The sequence below is a fragment of the Devosia sp. Leaf420 genome (genome assembly GCF_001425445.1).
Classification (GTDB): Bacteria; Pseudomonadota; Alphaproteobacteria; order Rhizobiales; family Devosiaceae; genus Devosia.
The window spans coordinates 407,257-429,615 of sequence record NZ_LMQU01000010.1; the positions used below are offsets into that span (position 1 = coordinate 407,257).

Genomic DNA, 22,359 nt, shown 5'->3' on the forward strand with positions numbered 1-22,359 from the left:
ACTGCCAAGGCGAAGGCTTCCCCCGCTTGGGGTAAACGGGAAAAGCGCTCAGGCCGGGTTCATCTTGTTTTGCGCACAATGGTTGGGTCAATGTAGCGGCCAAGGCCAACGAGGACGCTTGATCCAATGCGGTATCCCCTTCTGCTCGCCCTGACGCTCTGCGCCAGCCCCGCTTTTGCCCAATCGGGCATGACCAGCGCCTATACCGATCTCGATATCGACCAATGCCTCGTGCTCGAAGCCGACGACTTTGGCGCGAGCTGGGCCTGTCCGGGCTATAAGGGGTTTCCGGTAAAAGTGCAGGAAGGGGATCTGCGCTTTTCCATCGGCTATGGGTTCAACCCCGATGAAAGTTCGAACGGCGCGCAAACCCTGCCGCCCTTCAACAATCTCGGCAACAAGCTCGAATGGCGCCTTTCCAATGCCAAGGGTTACTTTTTCCCCATCGCCACCATCGTACGCTACAGCACGGCCGATACGGTGACCGGAGAAGACAAGGGTCAGGTCCTGGCCGTGACCCAGATCGCCGAAGGCAATTCCTGTCACATCGCCTATGTCGATGCGCTGGCCAATCCCAATGCCAATGAACTGGCGCGGGCCGCAGCCGACAAGGCCGGCGACTTCAACTGCGCCACCGACGAGCCCGAAGTGATCGGCAAGTTTACCGCCTATTGAGCGGATTCATCCTCGGTCTCGGCCTTTTTCTGTCCGCGGACCTGGTTGCGCAACACGGTGCGGTCGCGGCTCGAAACGCCGATCAGTTCGGCAATGCGCCAGACCATATTGTCTTCGAGCTCGTGATTCTCTTTGTCGGCAAAGACCACGGTCCACATTATGCGGATGATCTCGATCCGGTCTTCCATCGACAAGCGGGTAATGCCCGAGGTGAAGTGATAAAAATCCACCGCCTCGGCATCGCGCAAGGCGGCCTGTTTGATGAGGCGATCGACGCTTGGCTCGTCGAGATCATAGTGATCCATCAAGGCGCCACGAATAACCTGGCGCTCCTCATCCTTCATCGAGCCATCGACCGCCGCCAGATGCACGAGGAGTGCAGCAACGGAGAGCTTTGGATCATTGGGGTCCGACGATTGCTCGGTCTTGCCAAACAGACGGGTCAGGGCCTCGAACATGGCAGCACGCCTCTTGCCGGGGAAAAAGAATCAGGACGATGTGGCGGGAGCCAGCGGGGAAAGACTGAGGCAGAACCTTGGTTCCCTCAATGATGAGATTTGGGCCCGAGGTGCTCTTGACCCGGCCTGATGCAGCTTGGCCACACTGATTCCTCCACACGGAACCGAAAAGGGACTCGACTCTTGTTCTGGCTTGAGTCACCATGTTCCTGTTTTGTTCACATAAGCGGTCACATCATGCCAGCCCCCGATCACCAACAGCGCCTCGCCGCGCTGCGGGACACCATTGCCGATATCGAGAGAAAACCGGCGCTGGCGGAAACGCCGGACCGGTCGCTCGATACTAGCGATGGCAGCTTTCCACGTCTCTCGGGTGGGCTGATGCAGGAGATTTTTACCGATGCCTTGCGCAATGGCGGCGCCAGTCTCGGCTTTGCGCTGGGACAGGCGAAAACACTGCTGACCGCCAAGCGCATGGCCGTGCTGTACCTGCAGCTGGAAAAGGACGGTCAGACCTTTGGCCTGCCCTATGGACCGGGATTAAAATCTTTCGGGTTTGATCCCGACCAGCTGATCCTCGTACGAGCCAATGACATGCGCGACCTTTTGTGGGTCGCCGAGGAGGCGCTCGCCTGTCGCGCCGTTGCCGGCATCGTTGCCGATATCGGGGCGCATCCTGAACCCCTCGACTTTACGGCGAGCCGCCGGCTCAGCCTGCGAACGGCCGAAAGCGGCACGTCTCTCTTTCTCTTGCGCTACGGCACCGAGCGGCAGGCCAGCGCCGCGCATGTGCGATGGCGCTTAAGTCCACACCGATCCGGCCGAAGGCCGTTCGATGAAAGAGCCCCCGGGGCTGCTCGATGGCGGCTCGAACTGGAAAAGGGCATCGCCATCCGGCGCAATATGGATTGGGTCCTCGAGTGGACGGAAAATGGCTTCAACTCTCTCCCCGATTGGAAAGACGGTCTATCCCGGCCTGCTGCGCGACCGCAGGTTTCTCGTCCTCACCCTGCCTTTTTGGCCAACGGACTATCTCAAGCGTCGCGATCCCGCTCTCAAGCCACCGCTGGCGCTTTATGAAAAGATCCGCGGCGGCTTGAGGCTTGCCGCGCTCGATCCTCAAGGAATCCACGAAGGTCTTCGCCTTGGCCAGAGCCTTGCCGATGCAAGGGCCTTGCTGCCGCACCTGACGGTTCTGCCCTATGAGGCCGAGTTTTTTACGGAAGCCTTTGCCGATTTTGCCGATTGGCACTCCAATGCCAGCCCACTGGTTGGCGTGATGAAAGACAGCAAGCCCTATGGCGATCTCGTTCTCGATATCACCGGGGTCGATCATCTGTTCGGTGGCGAGCGCAAAATGCTGCATCAGCTGGTGGCCCGGCTTCGCGCCCTCGGCTACGCCGTCAATGGCGCTGTTGCCTCGACCATTGGCGGCGCCTGGGGCTTGAGCCACTTCGCGCCCAATCGGGTGATCGAACCCCATGATCTCGACCAGAGCCTTGATCTCCTGCCGATTGCCGCATTGCGGCTCCAGGAAAACCAGCTTTCGCTTCTGAACCAGATGGGGCTCAAAACCATAGGCGAATTACGCCATCGGCCTCGAAAGCCGATGCTTGCGCGGTTTGGAGCCTCCCTTATCATTCGCCTCGACCAGGCCTATGGCCTTATCGAAGAGCGCATGGTGCCGCGCCTACCGGTGAGCGAGCATTTTGTCGAGCGCAAATTTCCCGAGCCGATTTCCCAACTCGACGATGTTTTACTGACCGCCCGGGATCTGGCCCAGGACCTCGCACGCCATCTCGAAGAGGACGGTGTAGGCGCTCAGGCTTTTCATCTTTTCCTTTATCGCGTCGACCATAAGGTCATGACGCTCTCGCTCAATGCCGGGCGGGTAACGCGCGATCCCCTCCACATCGCCAATATGTTCAAGCATCGGGCCGAGAGGCTGAGCGAGGAGAATTATGATCCCGGTTTTGGCATCGACGTGGTGCGTCTCGCTGCCAGTTCACTCGATAGGCTCGATGCCACCCAGCTTGGCGCTTTCTCGATTGGGTCCGGCGCCGATATGCTCGATCAATTGACCGATCGGCTCGCGAGCCGGCTGGGCGCGATCGCCGTACTGAAAACCGAACTGATCAAAAGCCATGTGCCGGAGCGGGCCGCTCGCCTCGTGCCGGTTCTGGGCCGATATCAGAAGATGGCCAACGAAGAGCCCGATCTTGAACGGCCTCTGCGCCTTTTGCCCATGCCTGAACTTGTCGCCATCAATGCCGAAGTGCCCGATGGCCTCCCCGCCTCCATGATCTGGCGTCGCCAGCAATATCGCTTGGTCAAGGCAGCGGGACCCGAGCGGCTGAGCGCCGAATGGTGGCGGCGCCGAGAAAAGCTCAAGCTCGCGCCTGACCCCAAGCCTGAAAAGCCAGAGCCGGGGGAAATCCCAAAACCCCTGCCCTATCAGCCGGATCTTCCGCTTTTCGATCCGGTGACCGGCATGCGCGACTATTACGTGGTCGAAGATCGGGACGGTCACCGTTTCTGGGTGTTTCGCCTGGGGCTTTATGGCGGTCCGGTCCATCCCAGCTGGTATCTGCATGGATTTTTCGCATGAGCGAGGTCATCACCCTCAAGCGGAGAAAGCCGGGCCAGACACCGACCCGAAATTCTCCGCCCGCTTTTGCAGAGCTTATTACCACCAGTAATTTTTCCTTCCTGCGCGCCGGCTCACATCCCGAAGAGCTGGTGGCTGGCGCCATGCATCTGGGACTCAACGCGCTCGGACTATGCGACCGCAACAGCTTTGCCGGGGTGGTGCGCGGCTATGTAACAGCCCGCGACAGGGGCGATATCAACCCTGCTTTCCGTTATCTTGTTGGGGTCCGGCTCTGCTTTTCAGACGGCACGCCCGATATCGTCGCCTATCCAACCGACCGGGTGGCCTATGGACGGCTCTGCAAGCTCCTGACGGTAGCCAACAAGCGCGGTGAAAAAGGCAATCCCGACCTGAGGTTTGGCGATCTCTTCGGGTTCAGCGATCCTGCCTCCACCCAAGAACAAGGCCCGCTCGAAAACTATGCCCAAGGGCAGCTTTTCATCCTCGTGCCCGATGAAGAAAATTGGGGACTGACCGAACGCACCTTGGAGCGCCTCGTCGCCGAAACACCCAATCGAGTCTGGGTCGCTGGTGCCACAAGGCTCGATGGCAAGGACCGGGCACGGCTCAACCGGATCGATTTTCTCGCCAAAAGACATGGCGCACGCATGATCGCCAGCAATGACGTGGCCTATCACGAGCCGGACCGCCATATGGTGCTCGATGTCGTCACCTGCATTCGCGAGCACGTGACCCTTGAGGATGCCGGATTTTTGCTGACACGCAATGCCGAACGACATCTTAAGCCGCCTGAGGAAATGGCGCGGCTCTTCCTTGAACATCCCGAAGCCCTTGGGGAGACACAGCGCTTTATCTCCCGCATCGGCTTTTCGCTCGATCAGCTCAAATACAATTATCCCGAAGAGACAGTGGGCAATGGGGAGACGGCGCAACAGACGCTGGAACGCCTAACCTGGGAAGGCGCCGCCAAGCGATTCCCCAAAGGCCTGCCCGACAGCATCAAGCGTTCGATCTGGTCCGAGCTTTGCCTGATTGGCTACAAGAACTATGCGGCCTATTTCCTGACCGTGCACGACATCGTCCGCTTCGCCCGCGAGGAGCGGAAAATACTGTGTCAGGGCCGCGGCTCGGCGGCCAATTCCAGCGTCTGCTTTTGTCTTCATATCACCGAGGTCAATCCGGAAACCGGCAATCTCGTCTTTGGCCGTTTCATTTCGACCGAGCGCGACGAGCCACCCGATATCGACGTCGATTTCGAGCACGAGCGGCGCGAAGAGGTGATGCAATATGTCTACCAGAAATATGGCGGACGGCGCACCGGCCTGACGGCCAATGTCATCACATACCGATCCAAAAGCGCCATACGCGAGACCGCCAAGGTTTTCGGTGTCTCTGAAGATACGATCAGCGCCTTCAACCAGCTGCATTGGGGCTGGGGGTCAGGCGTCGACCTCAAGAGCGTTGGCAATATCGGGCTTAACCCGGACGATCCCGTGCTGGCCCAGATGTTCGAGGTGGTCAAAGTCCTGCGCGGCTTTCCACGTCATCTGAGCCAGCATGTCGGCGGCTTCGTCATCACCCGCGATAGCCTTGAAAGCCTCGTGCCCATTGGCAAGACCGCGATGGACAGCCGCGTCATCATCGAATGGAACAAGGACGATATCGACGCTTTGGCCATTCTCAAGGTCGATATCCTGGCGCTCGGCATGCTCTCCTGCCTCAGGCGTGCTTTCGAGCTCATGCATGTCCACTATAAGAAGGACCTGCAACTGGTTGATCTTCTCTCCGAGGACACGGGCCAGGGCCCGATGGACAAGGCGCGTGTCTATGCCATGATCCAGCGGGCCGACACGCTGGGGGTCTTTCAGATCGAAAGCCGGGCGCAGATGTCGATGCTACCCCGGCTCAAGCCCGAAAAATTCTACGACCTAGTCATCGAGGTCGCCATCGTTCGCCCCGGACCCATTCAGGGTGACATGGTGCATCCCTATTTGCGGCGGCGGCAAAAGCTCGAAGAGCCGGTCTATTATAACGACAAGCTCAAAGGGGTGCTGGAACGCACACTGGGAGTTCCATTGTTTCAGGAACAGGCGATGCAGATCGCGATCGTCGGGGCTGGCTTTTCGCCCGGCAAGGCCGACCAATTGCGCCGCGCCATGGCTGCCTGGCGGCGCACCGGCAAGATCGCCCAATTCGGCGACGAATTCTTGGCAGGTATGGAGGCAAACGGCTATCCGCCAGAATTTGCCAAGAACTGCTTCGCCCAAATCCAGGGCTTTGCCGAGTATGGCTTTCCCGAAAGCCATGCGGCGAGCTTTGCCCTACTTGTCTATGCCTCCTGCTGGCTTAAGTGCCACTATCCCGATGTCTTTGCCTGCGCACTGCTCAATTCCCAGCCCATGGGTTTTTACTCGCCCAGCCAGATCGTGCGCGACGCGCGCGAGCATGGGGTCGAGATCCTCGACGTCGACATCAATTTTTCCCATCTCGAATCCATTCTTGAGCCAGGCACCCGCGACACAGGCGATGGCGTCTGGATGCGCCATGCCGAAATGCGCGGAGATATCCTGTCCAATAAGTCCATCCGCTTGGGTCTGACTTTTGTCGAAGGCCTTGCCGAAAATGACATCAACCGCATTTTGGCGCGGCGGGGCGGGGGCTATAGCTCAATACGAGACCTGTGGCTGAGGACCGGCGTGCCCATTGCCAGCCTCGAAAAACTCGCAAGGGCCGATGCTTTTGCATCTTTGGGCCTCAATCGCCGCGAAGCGTTGTGGGCGGTGAAGGGATTGGTGGGAACTCACGGGGCGGACACGCTGCCGCTGTTTGCTGCTTCTGGTCAGGCCAAAAGCGAAAGGGAAGAGCCAGCGGGCCTGCCATTGATGGCGCCGGGTGAGGAGGTGGTGCATGACTATGCGACGCTGTCGCTATCCCTCAAGGGGCACCCAGTAGAATTCATGCGGCCGATGTTGCAGGAACGCGGGGTGACGCGGGCGCAGAATTTGATGGGGGTGACGCCGGGACATCGGATCGAGGTGGCGGGGCTTGTCCTGGTGCGGCAGCGACCAGGGACGGCAAGCGGGGTGATCTTCGTGACGCTCGAGGACGAGACCGGGGTCGCCAATATCGTCGTCTGGCCCAAAATGTTCGAAAATGACCGGATGCGCAAAATTCTGCTCTCGAGCCGGATGCTGGCCGTAAAAGGCCAAGTGCAGCGCGAGGGGATCGTTGTCCATATCATCGCTGACGATTTGGAGGACATGACCCCGCAATTGCTCGACCTCTCTCACGGCAAGGACTTTGGCGATAAGGTCGTGGCGCGGGCCGACGAAGGAAAATCAGGCCCGCCGGGCAGCCATAGCCGGGATCGCAACGCCATTCGCGAGATCGAACTGGCGCGTCGCCGCGCCTATGCCGCCATGCCGAAGGGCCGCAATTTCCATTGAGAGAGGCCGATCAGGCGATGGCGCCGATCTTTTCAGCCAGATCGACGTCCTTTTGCGTGAGGCCGCCGACGTCGTGGGTCGAGAGAGTGATCTCGACCTTGTTGTAGCTGTTGGACCAATCGGGATGGTGCTCCGCCTTTTCAGCAAAGAGAGCGACTTGGGCCATAAACCCAAAAGCCTCGGTAAATGTCTTGAAGGTGAAACTGCGGCTAAGCGTCTTGCCTTCGGCATCGACCGTCCAGCCCTCGAGCTTGGATTTCGCCGTCTCGACCTCTGCTGCTGACAAACGCTGGCTCATTTCGTCCTCGTTCTCTGCCGATTTTTAAGACATGGTTCACCTTCGCAACGGGAAAGTCGGACAAGAGTTCAAGCCGTGCCTCACATTCAAGGCGATCTTAACCAGATCCGCGTTGTCTCACACGTCACGAGAGGTCGGTCGTTTCAAGGATGAAATGGCCAAAAGCCACTGCCCTGTGGCGTCCGCCCATGCCTTTTGACCGGAGTCGAAGGTACGGGCCCTCAACAGTTGAGCCCTAGGCGGATCGCAATGTTCCAAGCCGCCCACAAATTGCTGCCGCCGATCGACTATGTGTCGTTGATCCGCTCGCTCTATGCCGACAGGCTATCCATGCTGCTCGGCGCCTATGGCTCGGCGCTCGCCGCCGGGGTCGCCGCGCTCGAATCGCGTTCGGCCTATCTTGCCAGCATCGCGGTGCTTTTCATCATCGTCGGAGCGGTTCGCCATCTCGACATGCGGGCTTTTGCCGATGCAGAGCTTGGCGACCAAGATGTCGAGACCGCCATCTATTGGGAAGGCCGCGCCACGATCGGGGCTGCCGCTATCGCCACGGTCTATGGCGTCTGGTGTCTCCTCAGTTTCTGGGTCGTCGATGATGCCTTTGCCGAACTGACGGCCGCGAGCGTTTCGGTTTCGGTGCTGGTTGGCGTCGCCCAGCGCAATTTCGCCATCGACCGGCTGATGACCATTCAGGTCCTCCTCATCGCCGTGCCGATGTCGCTCGGGCTTTTGCTGACGGGCGATATTTTCTATGCGCTGCTGACGCTCTTGCTGCTGCCGTTCTTCGTATCCTTGCGCAAGATTGCGGGCAATTCGCGCGATGTCTTGCTCCGGGCGGTGCATGGCCGCACGACGGCCTCGGCCTTGGCGGTGCAGCTCGATACCGCGCTGGATACGCTGGCCCATGGCCTTTTGATGCTGGACCAGAACCGCCTGATCGAGGTGGCCAATGACAGCGCGCTCGAAGCGTTTGGCATCGATGAGCCGGCAGATTGGCTCGGCTGCCCGCTTTACGAACTTTTTGATCACGCGCTTGAAACCGGTGCGCTGACCTCCGCTGCAGCGCGGCGAATGCTGGTGCTGATCGAGACGGGCGCCAGCGGCAAGGTTTTGATTGGCAATCGCGCCGGACAATATTTCGAAGCCTCGATTTCCTCGCGCGACGCCAAGGTCGTCCTGCTGTTCGAAGATATTTCGGACCGTATCGCGGCTGAAGAACGGATCAGCCATATGGCCCGGTTCGATGCGCTGACCGGCCTGCCCAATCGTGCGCATTTCGCCGAACTGGTGGAGGGTGCACTCGAAGCACGGCTCGACGAGATCGAGCCCGGGATTGCGGCGCTGCTGATCCTCGATATCGATGATTTCAAGCATATCAACGATACGCTCGGCCATCTGGCGGGCGATCAATTGCTCGAGGAAGTCGGCTTGCGCCTGCCGGCCGTCTTGCCGCGCGATGCTATCGTCGGGCGGCTCGGGGGCGACGAGTTCATCGTCTTCTTCATTTCGCACGGCAATGAGGATGTCATCGAAGCCGATGCGCGTCGCGTCGTCGCGGCATTGCAAGTGCCCTACCGCCTGCCGAGCCGCGAACTGACCATCAATGTCAGCCTCGGTTCGGTGTCGTCGACCGACCGTGGCGATGACTTCGATCAGTTGATGATCAAGGCCGACCTGGCGCTGAACGCGGCGAAATCGGGCGGCAAAAACCGGATCGTCCAATTCCATGCGCGCATGGACACCGAATATCAGCTTCGCCAGCAGCTCAAGATCGATCTCAAGGCCGCCATTGCCGATGGCGAAATCCAATTGGCGTACCAGCCGATCGTCGACCCCCGCGAGAACCGCGTTGTAGGCTGCGAAGCGTTGGCGCGCTGGAAGCATGCGACACTCGGCGCCATTTCGCCGGCCGTGTTCATTCCGATCGCCGAAGACACTGGGATGATCACCGATCTCACCCGTTTCGTTTTGGCAAAAGCCACCCAGGATTGCCGCACCTGGCCCGATGACATGCGCGTCGCCGTCAATATTTCGGCGCGCGATTTTCGCTCCTGCAATGTCAGCGAACTCGTGACTGATGCACTTGATAAGGCCGGGCTCTCGCCAGAGCGACTCGAAATCGAAGTCACCGAAACCACCGTCATCCAGCAGCGGGACGCGGCGGCAAGCGCCCTGCTCGAGCTATCAAAGCGCGGTGTCGGCATCGCGCTCGACGATTTCGGCACGGGCTACTCGTCCCTGAGCTATCTCAGCGCCCTGCCCTTCACCAAACTCAAGATCGACCGCTCGTTCCTCGATGATATCGAAAGCGACGACAAGGCGCTCAAGCTCCTCGCCAATGTGGTCAAACTGGGCAAGGACCTCGACCTCGTCGCGACGATCGAGGGCGTCGAGACCGAGCGTCAGCTCGAACTGGTCACCAAACACACCGAGGTCGACCTGATTCAGGGCTTCCTTTATGGCGCACCGCTGAGCTACGACGCCATTTCACGGCTGCTGGAACGACAGCATTCCCGTCAAACCGTGGTACCGCTGCGGCTTGTTTCCACAAATACCTAAGGCAAAGCTCGTATATTAACTATACCGGCATTGTCGCCTTTGGATACGCGTTAACACATTGTTAACCTCGTATTTATTCGTATTCAGGGGCGGGCAGCATGGCGATCGACAAAGACAGCGCGGCTGCAGCCCGCGCGGGTATACCCTCGCGTTTTTCCGGCGCCTTGATCGATATTCTCGATGACGTGAGCTATGCCCGGGTCGATGCCGGCGTCATTGACGACCCGATCTATAAGCTGCGCTACCGCGCCTATCGGCGCGAGGGGTTTATGGACCACAATGCCGAAGAGATCTGCATCGACGATCTCGACGAAACCGCCAATGCCATGAGCTTTGGCGTCTATATCAAGGGCGAACTGGTCAGTTCGATCAGGCTGCATCACCTGACGGCAGACCACCGCCGGTCGCCGAGCATGAAGGTCTTTCCAGACATCCTGGAGCCGCTGATCGACGAGGGCATGAGCTTTATCGATCCGAGCCGGTTTACGGCGGACTATGAGGCTTCGCTCGCCTATCCAGCCCTGCCCTTCCTGACGCTCCGCGTCGCCGCCATGGCTTCGGTGCATTTTCATGCCGACCAGACGCTGGCCATCGTGCGGCCAGAGCACGGCGCTTTTTATAAGCGCGTCTTTGGTTCGGTCCCCATGAGTGAAGTGCGCGCCTATCCCGGCCTTCATTTCCCGGTGACGCTTCTCGGCGCCACGGTCGAATCGATCCGCACCCGCGTCGCCGAGCGCTTTCCGTTCTTCCTCTCGACGGCAGAGGAGCGCAGCCAGCTCTTTTCGCAGACGGTGAAGCAGGGCGCGCAGCTGCGCATCAAGGCCTCGGCGCGGCACGCCTATGAAAGCGCCCGCGCTGAACTCGCCGAAATCTGAGGATTTTTAGGAAGTGGTGCCGCTTAGGTGACTCGAACACCTGACCCCATCATTACGAATGATGTGCTCTACCAACTGAGCTAAAGCGGCGCCAACCGGGCTCGAGGCCGCGGCGGATGGTGGGTCTTTTACTGTTGGTTTTCGGCTGATGCAAGAGGCAAGGCAGGCGTCTTGGGCGACAATTCTGCCGGCTCGACTGGAAGCGCGGGTGGCAGGCTCGCCGGACGGGCATTGCTCGTGACGGGCACCTTCCATTCGAATGCGTCGAGCTTGCCGGTAACCGGCGAAATCGGCTCCCATTCGTCGCTGACAAGACCATCGGCAGTCCAGGCGGGATCCCGCGCGGCGCGGAGGCCCCGGGCGAGCCATTCTCGCGCCTTGCCCTGGTCTCCGCTTTCGCCCGCTTCGATCTCGGCCATAAGGCTGGCGACACCCTGGGTCAGATCAGGACCGACATAGGGCATCAAGACATCGCGTGCGAGCGGCCAGTCATAGGCATCCACGGCCGCACGGGCCATGGCCATGGCAGCAGCGCGATGCTCAGGTGGCATATCGATGATCTCGCGGACCCGCTTTAAACGATCGACGGCCGAGGCACCGGGCTGGGCGTGCGTATAGAGAGCGGCGACATCGGGATGGCCTGTTGCACGCCAGATGCGGCGCAAAAGGCTCATTGCCTTGCGGCTCTCGCCCTGGCTGATCTGGATGCGTGCGGCGATCAGGGCAGCCGGTACGAAATCGGGGAGGAGTTTGAGGGCTGTGAGCGCGTGTTCGAGCGCCATGAGGGGCTGGCTGGCTTCGCTCTGGCGAGCGCGCGCGGTTTCGATCACGGACTGGCGGCGGCGCTTCTTCGCCCGGCCTTCACGGCCCGAGGTCGCCTCGCCATTGACCATGGCAACGGCTTCCGCCCATTGGCCGCGCTGCACCAGATCGTCAAACACCGCTTCCGCAGCCCAACCGCTTTCGGGCGAAAGACTCATTGCCTTGCGCGCAAAGGTCAGGGCGGCTTCGGGCCGCTGCTGCGCACGGGCCTGATCGTAAAGTCCGGTCAAGGCGGCAAGGGCCGTCTTGTCGCTGGCGATCAGTGCCCGATAATGTTCACGCGCTGCCGGCATATCCCCGACGGCCAGATCGGCGCGCGCTTCGAGGAGCTTTGCGGCGCTATTGTCCGGCAGGCGCGCTTGCGCTTCGCGCGCAAGGAGCCGGGCGCGGGCTGGGTCGCCCGATTGGAGCGCAATGACGGCATCCGAAAGGGCTTCGACGCCCTGTTCGCGGCGACGGACAGCGCGCCGCCGCGCCATGGCGCGGGGAGCGCCGATAATGCGCCGCACCAGAGCCCAGACCAGAATGACAAGCGCTGCGGCAAGAAGCAGCAGGACGACCGCCGTGCCGAGCCGGGGCTGCATGCGATAGCCGGCGAGTTCGAGCGTCAGCGTGCCCGGCAACGCCATGAGCCATGCGGCAATGGCGGCGACGACGAGACTGCCGATGATCCAGAGCGCGAGACGAATCATGCCCCGTTTCCTCCGGTCAGAGCAGCCTGGCGGAGATCTGCGATGAAGCCCTGCGCCGCGGCCTGATTGGCAATATCATCGCCGACACTATTGGCGGCAGCGCGCATGGTTTCGGGCAAGGCGTCGAATTCGGTCTTGGCCGCAACGAAATCGCCACGATTGATGGCGCCTTCGAGCCGGGCGACGGTCGCTTCTGGCCCTTCGCCATCCACAGCCTCGGTTGGGCGCAGGGCGATAATGCCGCGGAACCAATCACCGGCTGATTCCTGCCATCCGGCATTGGCGGGCGTCGGCCGGCCGGCGAGGATATCGGGCAGGACGGCATCGAAATCGCGTTTGACGAGATCGGGCCGCTTGAGCCCGGTCATGGCATTGGCAAGGATGGTCTGCGGTATATCGAAATTGGGCAATGCCTGACGGAGCGCTGCAACTTCGGCATCAAAGGCACTGCCCGTTGCAAAGGCCGAATCAAAGCCCGAGACGATCAGCGGCAGGCGGGCCTGCCCCGCTTCGGCCGCGGTGCCAGCGCTAACATCGCTTTCAAGAGTGCTGATTTTTCCCGAAACCGTATCGAGCTCACTGCGCGTCTGCGCGGCGTTTTGGCGAAGGGTCGCGAGATCGGCTTGGAGGCTGGCGATGGCAGCGGCATTTTCAGCCGCTTCCTGCGGCTGAGCCTGCGGTGTCGAGGACAGACTTTCGACCCGCGCGCTCAGCGCTGCGAGATCGGTTGCCAACTGGTCGGTTCCGGGGCCGGTTGATTCGACCGCTGGAGCACCAGCGCCTGATTCGACACTCGACACACGCTCATTGAGCCGGGCCAACTCGTCCTGAAGAGTGGACGTAACGGTCTGCAATTCAGGCAGGGCCGACGACACCTGGGCGATCCGCGGATCTTGCTCGGGCTGCGGCGTAGCGGGCGCCGGCCAATAGCCAGCAACCGCGAGACCATAGGCGGCGCCAAGACCGATCACGCCACCGACGAGGCCGGCGAGCCATACAGAACCACCGCTGCTGGTGTTTTGCGGCTTAGGCGCGACTGGCGGCGGGGTGGGCTTTGGATCGGATTTCGGCAGGTCGGATTTGGTCGCGCCTGTTGCTGCTCCAGAGGTGAGCGGATCGGGCTTTTTTTCCGGGCCAAACGGCTTGGCTGATTCGGGCTTGCCCGGCTCGACCGTTGCAGGTTCTGGCTTCAAGGCTTCGGGCTTTGCCGCATCGACCTTCTCCGGCCCAGGCTTCACCACGGGGGTCGCAGGCGTCGCGCCAGCCGGGCGCGCCTTGCCTTCAAGCACCGGCGGCTTCACCGCAGCCGACTTGTTGCCGGCGGGCTTGGTTTCGGGGGGAGCGCTTGCCTTGTCCTTGGGATCAGCCATGTGCTTTCCTTTTGCCTTTCCCGATCATGACCCAGTTTGCTCGCGGGCAAAAGCCAATGCCAGCGACATCATTGCTTCTTCGTCGGGCCTATCCGCCAGGTGAACGCGAGTGAAATGGCTTTCGATCAATGGCTGAGCGACATTTTCTGAGAGACAAAACAGCGCAAGGTCGCGCTTTTGTGCCGCATCAAGCCGCTCGTTGAGAACCGACGCGAAAATCTCCGCCGTGCGCCGCGAATAGATGAGTGCGGCGGCAAATTCTCCGGCTTTGATTCGCGCCAGCACGTCCTCAGGAAAATCTGCCTCAGCGACCATGTCATAGACTGTTGCGGTGACGACCATGATGCCATGGGGCGCGAGGGCGTGTGCGAGGTCGCCGCTCAGATGCTTGCCGGCCGGATACAGCACCGGGCCGTCGAGCCGGGCCAGCGCCAGCATGGTCGAAAGACGCTCAAAGGTGCCGCCGGCGCTGACGACATCCGTAAATCCAAGGCTGCGCGCTTCGTGGGCAGTCCGATCGCCCACGGCATAGACCGGCAGATGGTTGAGGGCTTCCAGCAATCCCTTTTCTTCAAGGGCCCGGAGGGCATTTGTGCTGGTTATGGCGAGCGCGGCAAAGCCGGAGAGCGCCGGCAGATTAAAGTCGAGCACGTGCCGGGTCAGAAGCGGCGCCACTTCCGACGTAATGCCGAGAGCCGCGAGACGATCCTGCGTGGCCTGGGCATCGGGCTCAGGACGGGTGACGAGCATTTTCATCTATGCCATCCACTGGCGGACCCAATCGGGACCGGCCTGTTCGAGGAGGAATTTGCCGACCTTTTGGCCCAGCGCCTCTGGCGTCGCGCCGCTGGCTTCGGCCTGAAAACTCGTCTGGCCATCGAGGCTCAGAATTTCGCCCTTGAGCGTTAACCCGGCGCCAGAGCCGGACGTAAACGCGCCGACAGGCGTGCGGCAGGAGCCGTCGAGAACCGCGAGCATAGTGCGCTCGGCCAGAATAGCGGCGTGCGTAGGCGCGTGATCGAGCGCCGTGACGACCGAGCGGAACCGGTCATCATCGCTTCTCACGGCGAGCCCGATTGCGCCCTGTGCCGGGGCAGGCATGAAGTTTTGGGGATCGAGAATGGCCGTCGCCCGATGGGCTTCCTCGAGCCGATTGAGGCCGGCCATGGCGAGGAGGGTCGCGTCGGCGACGCCCTCAAGCAGTTTGTTGAGCCGCGTATGCACATTGCCGCGGAACGGCACGATTTCGAGGTCGGGCCGCAGACGCAGCGCCTGCGCGGCGCGGCGAATGGAGGATGTGCCGAAGCGGGCCCGCTCGGGCAGATGGTCGATCGACTGCACTTTGACCGAGAGAAAAGCGTCGCGCACGTCTTCGCGCTCGAGAAAAGCGGCTAAAGCCATGCCCTCTGGCATGCCCGTCGCAACATCCTTGCTCGAATGAACGCCGATATCGATGCGGCCAGCGAGCAGCGCCTCGTCGATTTCCTTGGTGAAGACGCCCTTGCCGCCAATGGTTGCGAGCTCGACATTGGCCGCCTGGCTACGGTCACCGCCGGTCGAAAAGACTTCTATTGCAATCTCATCTTCGCCGACGCCATGGGCCTCGGACAGCAGGCGGCGCACGAGTTTTGCCTGGGCCAGAGCCAATGGACTGCCGCGTGTTCCGATCCGGGCGAAGGGGGCTGGCGATTGCATTCTGGCTCCGTCCTAGTATAGGCCAATGGACAGTTGGTGCGCGGACCGCGAAGGCATCGCGCCGCTTCTTTCTTCGGAGTAGACCAGTTCGTCGTGACCGGGCAAGCGCAAGCCATAATTCTTGGAATTGAGACAAGCTGCGATGAAACCGCGGCTGCCATCGTCTTGCGGGATCAATCCGGTCACGGCACCATTCGTTCCAACGTCGTCCGCAGCCAGCTCGACGAGCATGCCGCCTTCGGCGGCGTCGTGCCCGAGCTTGCCGCGCGGGCCCATGTCGAATGGCTCGACCACATTATTGCCCAGGCTGCCGACGAGGCGGAGATCAACCTCGCGGATGTTGATGCTGTTGCGGCCACCGCTGGTCCGGGACTGATTGGCGGCGTCCTTGTGGGCCTCACGACGGCCAAGGCGCTGGCAGCGTCGCTGGGCAAACCGTTGATCGGTGTCAATCACCTCGAAGGCCATGCGCTGACGGCGCGGCTGACCAATGGCGTTGAATTTCCCTATTTGATGCTGCTGGTTTCGGGCGGACATAGCCAGTTCGTGCTGGTGCGCGGCGTCGGCGACTATGAGCGCTGGGGTGGCACGATCGACGATGCGCTGGGGGAAGCATTTGATAAGGTGGCTAAGCTTTTGTCGCTCGGCCATCCCGGCGGCCCTGCAGTCGAGCGCATCGCCAAAACTGGCGATCGTCACAGGTTCAAGTTCCCAAAACCGCTGCTACGAGAAGAGCGGCTCGATTTTTCATTCTCTGGTTTGAAGACCGCCGTGCGCCTGCAGGCAGAAGCCTTGGCGCCGCTCAGCGATGTTGACGTTGCTGACATCGCCGCAAGTTTTCAAAGCACAGTGGCGTTCATCATCGAGACGCGGTCTCGGCAGGCGCTTGAAAAGTTTTCCAGCCTCTTTCCGGGTCAACCTATGCGCCTCGTCGTAGCCGGTGGTGTCGCGGCTAACCGCGAAATCGCTTCGGTGCTGGACTTACTATGCAACCGCGTCGGCGCGGAACTCATCGTGCCACCGATCGCGCTTTGCACCGATAATGGCGCGATGATCGCCTGGGCCGGCGCCGAACGGTTTGCGCTGGGCGACACCGACAAGCTGACCATTGCTGCGCGGCCGCGTTGGCCGCTTCAGGACGATGATATGCGGGTGAAGTCCGATGCGGCTTGAAAGCGTCGCAGTCATCGGTGGTGGCGCCTGGGGCACCGCGTTGGCGCAGGCCGCGGCCATGGCCGGACGACCGGTGACACTTGTTCTGCGCAGCGCCGAACAGGTCGAGGCGATCAATCGCTTACATCGCAATGAAGCCGCCCTGCCCGGCCAGGAGCTGCTCGACACGGTCACCGCCAATACTACGCCGGTCGAGGCCGACATCTTTATTCTTGCCGTGCCCGCACAAGCGACGCGAACACTGCTTACATCGCTGAATGCAGATTTGCTGGCTGGTAAGCCGGTCATTCTCTCGGCGAAGGGCCTTGAGACTGGCACCCTCGCGCGGCAGAGCGAGATTCTCGCCGATATGGCGCCTGAGGCGATTGGCTTCGTGCTCTCCGGCCCAAGCTTTGCCGGCGACGTCGCGGCCGGACGGCCTACCGCGGTCACCCTCGCGGGCGACGACGCTAACCTCACCTCAGATCTTGCTGCCGCGCTCGCCGGCCCGACGTTTCGTCCCTATGCCGCCGATGATCGTATCGGGGTCGAAATCGCTGGGGCCCTTAAAAACGTCTACGCCCTGGCGTGTGGCGCCGTGGAGGGCGCACATCTTGGCGCCTCGGCCCGCTCGGCGCTGATCGCCCGTGCCTACGCCGAACTGGCCCGCATGGTCCATGCACTAGGTGGCTCCGCGCATACGTTGACTGGTCTTGCGGGGCTCGGTGATCTCACGCTCACCTGCACCTCGGTTCAGTCGCGAAACTATCAATTCGGCATGGCGCTGGGCGCTGGGCGGCTGACGGGCGAAATTCTTGCGAGCGGCGCCAAGCTCGCTGAGGGCGTCGCCACCGCGCCGGTTGCTGCAGCGCTCGCCAAAAGTCTCGATGTCGATGCGCCACTGATCGACGCTGTCGACGCCTTTGTCGCCGGCCGCGCCGACATTGCCACTATCGTTGCGGGCCTGATGTCCCGCCCGCTCAAGAGGGAACACTGAAATGCTCTACGCCATGATCGCCAAGGACGCCCCCGGCGCGCTGCAGAAGCGCCTCGATACGCGCCCGGTTCACCTCGAACATCTCGATTCGCTGGGAAAGAAGCTGGTTTTTGCAGGCGCATTGCTCAATGCCGAAGAGCAGCCGGAAGGCTCGATCGTCGTCTTTGAAGCCGAAACGCTTGCCGAAGCCGAGGCGCTGGCTGCGGCCGATCCCTTCGTGCCCGCCGGGGTTTTCGAGAGCTACGAAGTCAAGCGCTGGCGCATTGCCATCAACACCACCGGCGTGGAGTTCTAAACCTCATGGCCTATTGGCTGATGAAGTCCGAGCCGCACGTTTTCTCCTTCGACGATCTCGTCGCCAAGACGGCGAAGGGGGAAGTCGAAGAGTGGCATGGTGTGCGCAATTATGCGGCACGCAACAATATGAAGGCCATGGCTGTCGGCGACGAGGCCTTTTTCTACCATTCCAATATCGGCAAGGAGATCGTCGGCATCATGACGATCGTGGCGCCGGCCCATCCTGATTCGACGGGAGAGCTCAACGCCAAGGGCGAAGTCGTCTGGGAATGCGTCGATGTTCAGTCGGTCAAACCCTTTCCGAAGCCGGTGACCCTCGCCGAGATCAAGGCGACTGAAGCGCTATCAGAACTGGAACTCGTAAAGCTGTCGCGGCTGTCCGTGTCGAAGGTCAGCGCTGAGGAGTGGATGCTGCTGTGTAAGATGGGTGGCTTGTGAGAACTTGCGGCCAACGATTCACGTGAAACGTTGGCCGAAAAGTAGCGTCAGTCGCGTGGCACAAAAGTGAATTCAGCTTCATTGCCGCCGGCAGGGTCATCAGAGACTTCGATGGCCAATTTATTCTCTTCAAGGGCTGCAAACCAATCATCCCAGCTCACAAGCTCAAAGCCGTCCACACGATCGGGGCCCTCATTGCCTTCGGCATTGAGTGCATCTTGACCAAAGGTGAGCTGCAGGATGGTCCGGCTGCTGGTGCCATCAGGCGTTTCCATTAGGACGGGATTGCCGCCACGCGCTTCGGCCCATTCGCGAATGGCTTGGCGATCGGTCAGTTTTTGCGACATTGTCTTCTCCTAGCGGTGCGTTGCTGGAAAAAGCCGTTATCGCGAGCAAGGTTCCGCAGAATGCGCACTACAGCTTGCGCGGCACAACAAGCCTGCTAAGGAGCAGCAAAGACAGGTGGAGACAGCCATGGCCGGCAGCGAAAAAACCATTCTGATGGGCAAGATCGGCGCGGCCCATGGCATCAAGGGCGAAGTGCGCATCGCGACCTTCACTGGCGATCCCGAAGCCATTGCGAGCTATGGCCCCCTCGACACCGACCGGCCAGGCCTTACAGTTACCATCGAAACAGCGCGCCTCAGCAAGACCGTGCTGATCGCCCGGCTGAAAGGCGTTAGGGATCGCACTGAAGCCGAAAAGCTCAATGGCGTGTCGCTGTTCATCGACCGCGATCGCCTGCCCGAGCCGGATGACGAGGATGATTTCTACCATGCCGACCTCATCGATCTCGATGCGCGCCTCGAGAGTGGCGTCAGCATCGGCGCGGTTTCGGCGCTCCTCAATTATGGTGCGGGCGACCTGATCGAAGTGACCGATCCGCGATCGGGCGATACGTTTCTCTATCCCTTCACTAAGGCGGTCGTGCCCACGATCAACATTGCGGCCGGCTTTCTCATCATTTCGCCACCGCTCGACGCTGAGCCGGGCGAGGAACAACCGGACTGATGTTTTCAGCCGATATCATCACGCTCTTTCCCGATCTCTTTCCGGGCCCGCTCGGCGCCTCGGTGCTGGGTCGTGGGATGGGCGACGGGCTCTGGACGCTGCGCGCGACCAATCTGCGCGACTTTGCGACCGACCGGCATCGCACCGTCGACGACACGCCATCGGGCGGCGGCGCCGGCATGGTGCTCAAGCCGGATATTTTGGCCAAGGCGATCGACACGATTGCCCCGGAAAGCGATCCGCGGCCACGCATCCTCATGTCGCCGCGCGGCAAACCGCTGACCCAGGCGCTGGCGCATGAATTGGCCACCGGCCCCGGTGCCGTCATCGTTTGCGGCCGTTTCGAAGGCATCGATCAGCGGATCATCGACTCGCGAAACCTGCAGGAAATTTCCATAGGCGACTATGTTCTTGCCGGTGGCGAAGTCGCGGCCATGGTTCTGCTCGAAGCCATCGTGCGTCTCATCCCCGGTGTTCTCGGCGCGCTCGACAGCCGGGACGAGGAAAGCTTTGAAAACGGCTTGCTCGAATATCCGCATTATACCCGGCCCCAGACGTTCGAAGGGATGGATATCCCGGCAGTTCTCACCTCAGGCGACCATGGCAAAATTGCCAAGTGGCGGCATGAGCAATCCCTCGCTCTGACCCGGTCGAGACGCCCGGATCTATTGGATAAAGGCTAGACTCTCTCGCCATTTTCCCCTATGAGCCGCCCATTCGCGCGCATGGGTATCGGACCCGGCGTGCGCCAAGACCAAAAAGACTAACCTCCGTCACAACAAAGACCGGGTGACCCAGTCACCCCTAGAAAAGATCGAACGGATCAAAAATGAGCAGCATTATCGAACAGCTCAACGCCGAGCAGGTAGCCCTGCAGGCGTCCAAGCGCGAACTCCCGGAATTCACCCATGGCGATACCGTCAAGGTGTGGGTCAAGATTCGCGAAGGCGACAAGGAACGTCTCCAAGCCTATGAAGGCGTCGTGATCGCCCGCTCCGGCGGCGGCATCACCGAAAGCTTCACCGTGCGCAAGATTTCGTACGGCGAAGGTGTGGAACGCGTCTTCCCGCTTTACTCGCCCAACATTGCTTCGGTCGAAGTGATCAAGCGCGGTAAGGTTCGTCGCGCCAAGCTTTACTACCTGCGCGATCGTCGCGGTAAGTCGGCTCGTATTTTCGAATCGACCAACGCCCGTACCCGCAAGATCGAAGCTGGCGAACGCACTGCAGCTCAGGCCGCTCGCGAAGCCCGCGAAGCCGAAAAGGTCGCAGCCGCTGAAGCCTTTGCCGCCGAACAGGCTGCCAAGGATGCAGAAGCCGCAGCAGCCGCCAAGGCCGCTGAACAGGCTGCCGCCGCTGAAGGCGAAGCCAAGAGCGAATAAGCGCTTTTTAGCGTCAAGCTTTGAAGCCCGGCCGCAAGGTCGGGCTTTTTTGTTTTGGGTGCTGACATATCTCGTCAGGAGACGACCCTGCCCGGCCATTTCCGGCTTTACCCCTGCCCCGGCTCCGCCCTAAAAGAGCCTCGGCTCCAAGTCGCAAAAAAGTCCGGAACGCCCATGACCCTTTCTATCGTCACCTGGAACATCAACTCCGTGCGGCTACGCATCGAGATGGTGCTCGATTTTCTCCGCCAGTATCAGCCGGATGTGCTGATGTTGCAGGAGATCAAGTGCACGAATGACCAGTTTCCGCGCAACGCCTTCATCGAGAATGGCTACCCGCACATGGCTGTGCATGGGCAAAAGGGCTATCACGGCGTGGCCATTGTCTCGAAATTTCCGCTGACCGATATTTCGAGCCGGGTTTTCTTCGAAATTCCGGAATCGCGCCATGTCTCGGCGCTGGTCGATATCGGCCATGGCCCGTTCACGCTGCACAATTTTTATATTCCTGCTGGCGGCGACGAGCCCGATCCCGAGATCAATCCGAAATTTAAGCACAAGCTTGGGTTCCTCGCCGAACTGAAGACTTGGTTCGGCGAGCCGATGTTCCAGCGCGGGCAGTTGATCGCCGGCGATTTCAACATTGCGCCGCATGAGAACGACGTCTGGAGCCACAAGCAGCTCCTCAAGATTGTCAGCCACACGCCGATAGAGACCGAAGCGCTCAATGGCCTCCTCACGGGGGGGCATGGCTGGGTGGACGTGGTGCGCAAGCACATTCCCTATGACCAGAAACTCTATAGCTGGTGGAGCTATCGCAGCGCCGATTGGAATGCGGCCGACAAGGGCCGTCGCCTCGACCATATCTGGACCACCGCCGATGTCGCGGAACAGTCGATTGGTGCGGAAATCATCCGTCCTGCCCGCGGCTGGACCGACAAGCCATCGGACCACGTGCCGGTGATCGCTCGCTTCGCGCGTCCTATTTAGCCTTCAACTTACGCTTGAGCGGATCAAGCGCCGTGAGATAGCCGGTCAATTCACGCTCGATGCGCTGCACGGCTTTCTGAGCCAGCTCAGGATACTGCCGCACGAGCTTCAAAAAGGCCGAACGCGGCACGAAAAGCAGCTCGCAATCGGTGACGGCTGTGATGGTCACGGGACGGGGCTTTTCGAGAATGAGCGCCATGGGCGAGATGATGCTGCCCGGCTCGGACAGCGCATAGGGCTTTCCCGCTTCGACGCCGACATTGCGCGCCTTGACGGTGCCTTCGATCAGAACGAAAGCGCCCTCGGGCACGTCGCCCGCCGTATAGATGACACTGTCGGCATCCATCATCCGGCGATCGCTGGCGAAGCCCAGCATGCGCCGTTGCTCATCGTCGCACATATTGAAGAAGTCGGCCCGCGCGAGTATGGCGGCCGCATCGTCCATTCTCATCAGCCATCGACCCAAATGCGCCCTACCCGCCGAACGACATCCGGCGGGTCAACGCATTGTCTATAGGGTAGTTCGCTCCGAGAATGAACACCCTTGTCCAAGCCACGCCTGCCGAAAGTGAAATTCTGCCTTCGGCGGGCG

Annotated in this window: 22 protein-coding genes and 1 tRNA gene; 14 read left to right on the plus strand and 9 right to left on the minus strand. The window is 60.9% G+C overall.

Annotated features, from left to right (window positions below):
• Positions 1-126 precede the first annotated feature (126 nt).
• Positions 127-675, plus strand: coding sequence for a hypothetical protein (locus ASG47_RS09290; RefSeq protein WP_061908445.1), 549 nt, complete (start codon positions 127-129; stop codon positions 673-675).
• Here ASG47_RS09290 and ASG47_RS09295 read toward each other — a convergent pair.
• A complete protein-coding gene (locus ASG47_RS09295; protein ID WP_061908446.1) occupies positions 669-1,133 on the minus strand; it encodes a TerB family tellurite resistance protein in 465 nt (154 codons plus the stop codon). The two genes, ASG47_RS09290 and ASG47_RS09295, sit on opposite strands and share 7 nt — an antisense overlap.
• Before the next feature lie 237 nt (positions 1,134-1,370).
• Here ASG47_RS09295 and ASG47_RS21080 point away from each other — a divergent pair, with 237 nt between their 5' ends.
• The 3 genes from ASG47_RS21080 (at position 1,371) to ASG47_RS09310 (ending at position 7,190) form a co-directional block, all read left to right on the plus strand.
• A complete protein-coding gene (locus ASG47_RS21080; RefSeq protein WP_244487071.1) occupies positions 1,371-2,213 on the plus strand; it encodes an ImuA family protein in 843 nt (280 codons plus the stop codon).
• 598 nt (positions 2,214-2,811) lie between these two features.
• On the plus strand, positions 2,812-3,741 hold the full coding sequence (locus ASG47_RS21085) for a hypothetical protein (protein ID WP_244484037.1): 930 nt from the start codon (positions 2,812-2,814) through the stop codon (positions 3,739-3,741).
• Positions 3,738-7,190: an error-prone DNA polymerase gene (locus ASG47_RS09310; protein ID WP_082511655.1), complete on the plus strand. Its 3,453-nt coding sequence runs from the start codon at positions 3,738-3,740 to the stop codon at positions 7,188-7,190. The genes ASG47_RS21085 and ASG47_RS09310 overlap by 4 nt, the downstream gene beginning before the upstream one ends.
• A gap of 10 nt (positions 7,191-7,200) precedes the next feature.
• Here the strand turns inward: ASG47_RS09310 and ASG47_RS09315 are convergent, their stop codons facing one another.
• On the minus strand, positions 7,201-7,488 hold the full coding sequence (locus ASG47_RS09315; RefSeq protein WP_061908449.1) for a 4a-hydroxytetrahydrobiopterin dehydratase: 288 nt from the start codon (positions 7,486-7,488) through the stop codon (positions 7,201-7,203).
• A gap of 249 nt (positions 7,489-7,737) precedes the next feature.
• Here ASG47_RS09315 and ASG47_RS09320 point away from each other — a divergent pair, with 249 nt between their 5' ends.
• Positions 7,738-10,047 (plus strand): putative bifunctional diguanylate cyclase/phosphodiesterase, encoded by a 2,310-nt coding sequence (locus tag ASG47_RS09320; RefSeq protein ID WP_061908450.1) that lies wholly within the window; start codon positions 7,738-7,740, stop codon positions 10,045-10,047.
• Between the two features lie 98 nt (positions 10,048-10,145).
• Positions 10,146-10,922: an N-acyl amino acid synthase FeeM domain-containing protein gene (locus ASG47_RS09325; RefSeq protein WP_061908451.1), complete on the plus strand. Its 777-nt coding sequence runs from the start codon at positions 10,146-10,148 to the stop codon at positions 10,920-10,922.
• A gap of 14 nt (positions 10,923-10,936) precedes the next feature.
• Here ASG47_RS09325 and ASG47_RS09330 read toward each other — a convergent pair.
• The 5 genes from ASG47_RS09330 to hemC all read right to left on the minus strand — a co-directional run bounded on the left by ASG47_RS09330 (position 10,937) and on the right by hemC (position 15,501).
• Positions 10,937-11,012 (minus strand) — tRNA-Thr (locus ASG47_RS09330).
• Positions 11,013-11,050: 38 nt separating this feature from the next.
• Positions 11,051-12,436: a heme biosynthesis protein HemY gene (locus ASG47_RS09335; RefSeq protein ID WP_061908452.1), complete on the minus strand. Its 1,386-nt coding sequence runs from the start codon at positions 12,434-12,436 to the stop codon at positions 11,051-11,053.
• Positions 12,433-13,806 carry a COG4223 family protein gene (locus ASG47_RS09340; RefSeq protein ID WP_061908453.1) on the minus strand — a complete coding sequence of 458 codons (1,374 nt, stop codon included), beginning with the start codon at positions 13,804-13,806 and terminating at the stop codon, positions 12,433-12,435. Before ASG47_RS09340 ends, ASG47_RS09335 begins: the two co-directional genes overlap by 4 nt.
• A gap of 24 nt (positions 13,807-13,830) precedes the next feature.
• Positions 13,831-14,562, minus strand: a complete 732-nt coding sequence (locus ASG47_RS09345; protein ID WP_061908454.1) for a uroporphyrinogen-III synthase — start codon at positions 14,560-14,562, stop codon at positions 13,831-13,833.
• Positions 14,563-15,501 carry a hydroxymethylbilane synthase gene (gene hemC / locus ASG47_RS09350; RefSeq protein ID WP_061908455.1) on the minus strand — a complete coding sequence of 313 codons (939 nt, stop codon included), beginning with the start codon at positions 15,499-15,501 and terminating at the stop codon, positions 14,563-14,565. It abuts the gene before it with no gap.
• 114 nt (positions 15,502-15,615) lie between these two features.
• Here hemC and tsaD point away from each other — a divergent pair, with 114 nt between their 5' ends.
• From tsaD to ASG47_RS09370, 4 genes are read left to right on the plus strand one after another with little or no spacing between them, the layout of a single operon-like run.
• Entirely contained in the window at positions 15,616-16,674 is a 1,059-nt protein-coding gene (gene tsaD, locus ASG47_RS09355) for a tRNA (adenosine(37)-N6)-threonylcarbamoyltransferase complex transferase subunit TsaD (protein ID WP_061908889.1), read from the plus strand.
• Positions 16,664-17,650 carry an NAD(P)H-dependent glycerol-3-phosphate dehydrogenase gene (locus tag ASG47_RS09360; RefSeq protein WP_061908456.1) on the plus strand — a complete coding sequence of 329 codons (987 nt, stop codon included), beginning with the start codon at positions 16,664-16,666 and terminating at the stop codon, positions 17,648-17,650. The genes tsaD and ASG47_RS09360 overlap by 11 nt, the downstream gene beginning before the upstream one ends.
• A 1-nt stretch (position 17,651) precedes the next feature.
• Positions 17,652-17,945, plus strand: a complete 294-nt coding sequence (locus ASG47_RS09365; protein WP_061908457.1) for a YciI family protein — start codon at positions 17,652-17,654, stop codon at positions 17,943-17,945.
• Positions 17,946-17,950: 5 nt separating this feature from the next.
• Positions 17,951-18,385 carry an EVE domain-containing protein gene (locus tag ASG47_RS09370; RefSeq protein ID WP_061908458.1) on the plus strand — a complete coding sequence of 145 codons (435 nt, stop codon included), beginning with the start codon at positions 17,951-17,953 and terminating at the stop codon, positions 18,383-18,385.
• Between the two features lie 47 nt (positions 18,386-18,432).
• Here the strand turns inward: ASG47_RS09370 and ASG47_RS09375 are convergent, their stop codons facing one another.
• Positions 18,433-18,732, minus strand: coding sequence for a hypothetical protein (locus tag ASG47_RS09375; RefSeq protein WP_061908459.1), 300 nt, complete (start codon positions 18,730-18,732; stop codon positions 18,433-18,435).
• A 127-nt stretch (positions 18,733-18,859) separates the two neighbouring features.
• On the opposite strand from ASG47_RS09375, the gene rimM reads away from it, so the two are divergent.
• The 4 genes from rimM to ASG47_RS09395 all read left to right on the plus strand — a co-directional run bounded on the left by rimM (position 18,860) and on the right by ASG47_RS09395 (position 21,767).
• On the plus strand, positions 18,860-19,396 hold the full coding sequence (rimM, locus tag ASG47_RS09380) for a ribosome maturation factor RimM (protein WP_061908460.1): 537 nt from the start codon (positions 18,860-18,862) through the stop codon (positions 19,394-19,396).
• On the plus strand, positions 19,393-20,079 hold the full coding sequence (gene trmD / locus ASG47_RS09385) for a tRNA (guanosine(37)-N1)-methyltransferase TrmD (RefSeq protein ID WP_061908461.1): 687 nt from the start codon (positions 19,393-19,395) through the stop codon (positions 20,077-20,079). Before rimM ends, trmD begins: the two co-directional genes overlap by 4 nt.
• Positions 20,080-20,225: 146 nt before the next feature.
• The gene (gene rplS / locus ASG47_RS09390) at positions 20,226-20,777 is read left to right on the plus strand and encodes a 50S ribosomal protein L19 (RefSeq protein WP_061908462.1); all 552 of its coding nucleotides are present in this window, start codon (positions 20,226-20,228) and stop codon (positions 20,775-20,777) included.
• Positions 20,778-20,951: 174 nt separating this feature from the next.
• Positions 20,952-21,767, plus strand: coding sequence for an exodeoxyribonuclease III (locus tag ASG47_RS09395; RefSeq protein WP_061908463.1), 816 nt, complete (start codon positions 20,952-20,954; stop codon positions 21,765-21,767).
• On the opposite strand, the gene ASG47_RS09400 is transcribed toward ASG47_RS09395, so the two are convergent.
• Positions 21,760-22,218, minus strand: a complete 459-nt coding sequence (locus ASG47_RS09400; RefSeq protein WP_082511657.1) for a Crp/Fnr family transcriptional regulator — start codon at positions 22,216-22,218, stop codon at positions 21,760-21,762. The genes ASG47_RS09395 and ASG47_RS09400 overlap by 8 nt on opposite strands.
• Between the last annotated feature and the right edge of the window lie 141 nt (positions 22,219-22,359).

Excerpts from the sequence above, each read along its gene's own strand:
- ASG47_RS09315 (WP_061908449.1), bottom strand. The coding sequence starts at position 7,488 with ATGAGCCAGCGTTTGTCAGCAGCAGAGGTCGAGACGGCGAAATCCAAG.
- ASG47_RS21080 (WP_244487071.1), top strand. The coding sequence starts at position 1,371 with ATGCCAGCCCCCGATCACCAACAGCGCCTCGCCGCGCTGCGGGACACC.
- ASG47_RS09395 (WP_061908463.1), top strand. The coding sequence starts at position 20,952 with ATGACCCTTTCTATCGTCACCTGGAACATCAACTCCGTGCGGCTACGC.
- ASG47_RS21085 (WP_244484037.1), top strand. The coding sequence starts at position 2,812 with ATGGTGCCGCGCCTACCGGTGAGCGAGCATTTTGTCGAGCGCAAATTT.
- ASG47_RS09345 (WP_061908454.1), bottom strand. The coding sequence starts at position 14,562 with ATGAAAATGCTCGTCACCCGTCCTGAGCCCGATGCCCAGGCCACGCAG.
- ASG47_RS09365 (WP_061908457.1), top strand. The coding sequence starts at position 17,652 with ATGCTCTACGCCATGATCGCCAAGGACGCCCCCGGCGCGCTGCAGAAG.
- rimM (WP_061908460.1), top strand. The coding sequence starts at position 18,860 with ATGGCCGGCAGCGAAAAAACCATTCTGATGGGCAAGATCGGCGCGGCC.
- hemC (WP_061908455.1), bottom strand. The coding sequence starts at position 15,501 with ATGCAATCGCCAGCCCCCTTCGCCCGGATCGGAACACGCGGCAGTCCA.
- ASG47_RS09370 (WP_061908458.1), top strand. The coding sequence starts at position 17,951 with ATGGCCTATTGGCTGATGAAGTCCGAGCCGCACGTTTTCTCCTTCGAC.
- ASG47_RS09290 (WP_061908445.1), top strand. The coding sequence starts at position 127 with ATGCGGTATCCCCTTCTGCTCGCCCTGACGCTCTGCGCCAGCCCCGCT.
- ASG47_RS09335 (WP_061908452.1), bottom strand. The coding sequence starts at position 12,436 with ATGATTCGTCTCGCGCTCTGGATCATCGGCAGTCTCGTCGTCGCCGCC.
- ASG47_RS09295 (WP_061908446.1), bottom strand. The coding sequence starts at position 1,133 with ATGTTCGAGGCCCTGACCCGTCTGTTTGGCAAGACCGAGCAATCGTCG.
- ASG47_RS09360 (WP_061908456.1), top strand. The coding sequence starts at position 16,664 with ATGCGGCTTGAAAGCGTCGCAGTCATCGGTGGTGGCGCCTGGGGCACC.
- ASG47_RS09310 (WP_082511655.1), top strand. The coding sequence starts at position 3,738 with ATGAGCGAGGTCATCACCCTCAAGCGGAGAAAGCCGGGCCAGACACCG.
- rplS (WP_061908462.1), top strand. The coding sequence starts at position 20,226 with ATGAGCAGCATTATCGAACAGCTCAACGCCGAGCAGGTAGCCCTGCAG.
- ASG47_RS09400 (WP_082511657.1), bottom strand. The coding sequence starts at position 22,218 with ATGAGAATGGACGATGCGGCCGCCATACTCGCGCGGGCCGACTTCTTC.
- ASG47_RS09375 (WP_061908459.1), bottom strand. The coding sequence starts at position 18,732 with ATGTCGCAAAAACTGACCGATCGCCAAGCCATTCGCGAATGGGCCGAA.
- ASG47_RS09320 (WP_061908450.1), top strand. The coding sequence starts at position 7,738 with ATGTTCCAAGCCGCCCACAAATTGCTGCCGCCGATCGACTATGTGTCG.
- ASG47_RS09340 (WP_061908453.1), bottom strand. The coding sequence starts at position 13,806 with ATGGCTGATCCCAAGGACAAGGCAAGCGCTCCCCCCGAAACCAAGCCC.
- ASG47_RS09325 (WP_061908451.1), top strand. The coding sequence starts at position 10,146 with ATGGCGATCGACAAAGACAGCGCGGCTGCAGCCCGCGCGGGTATACCC.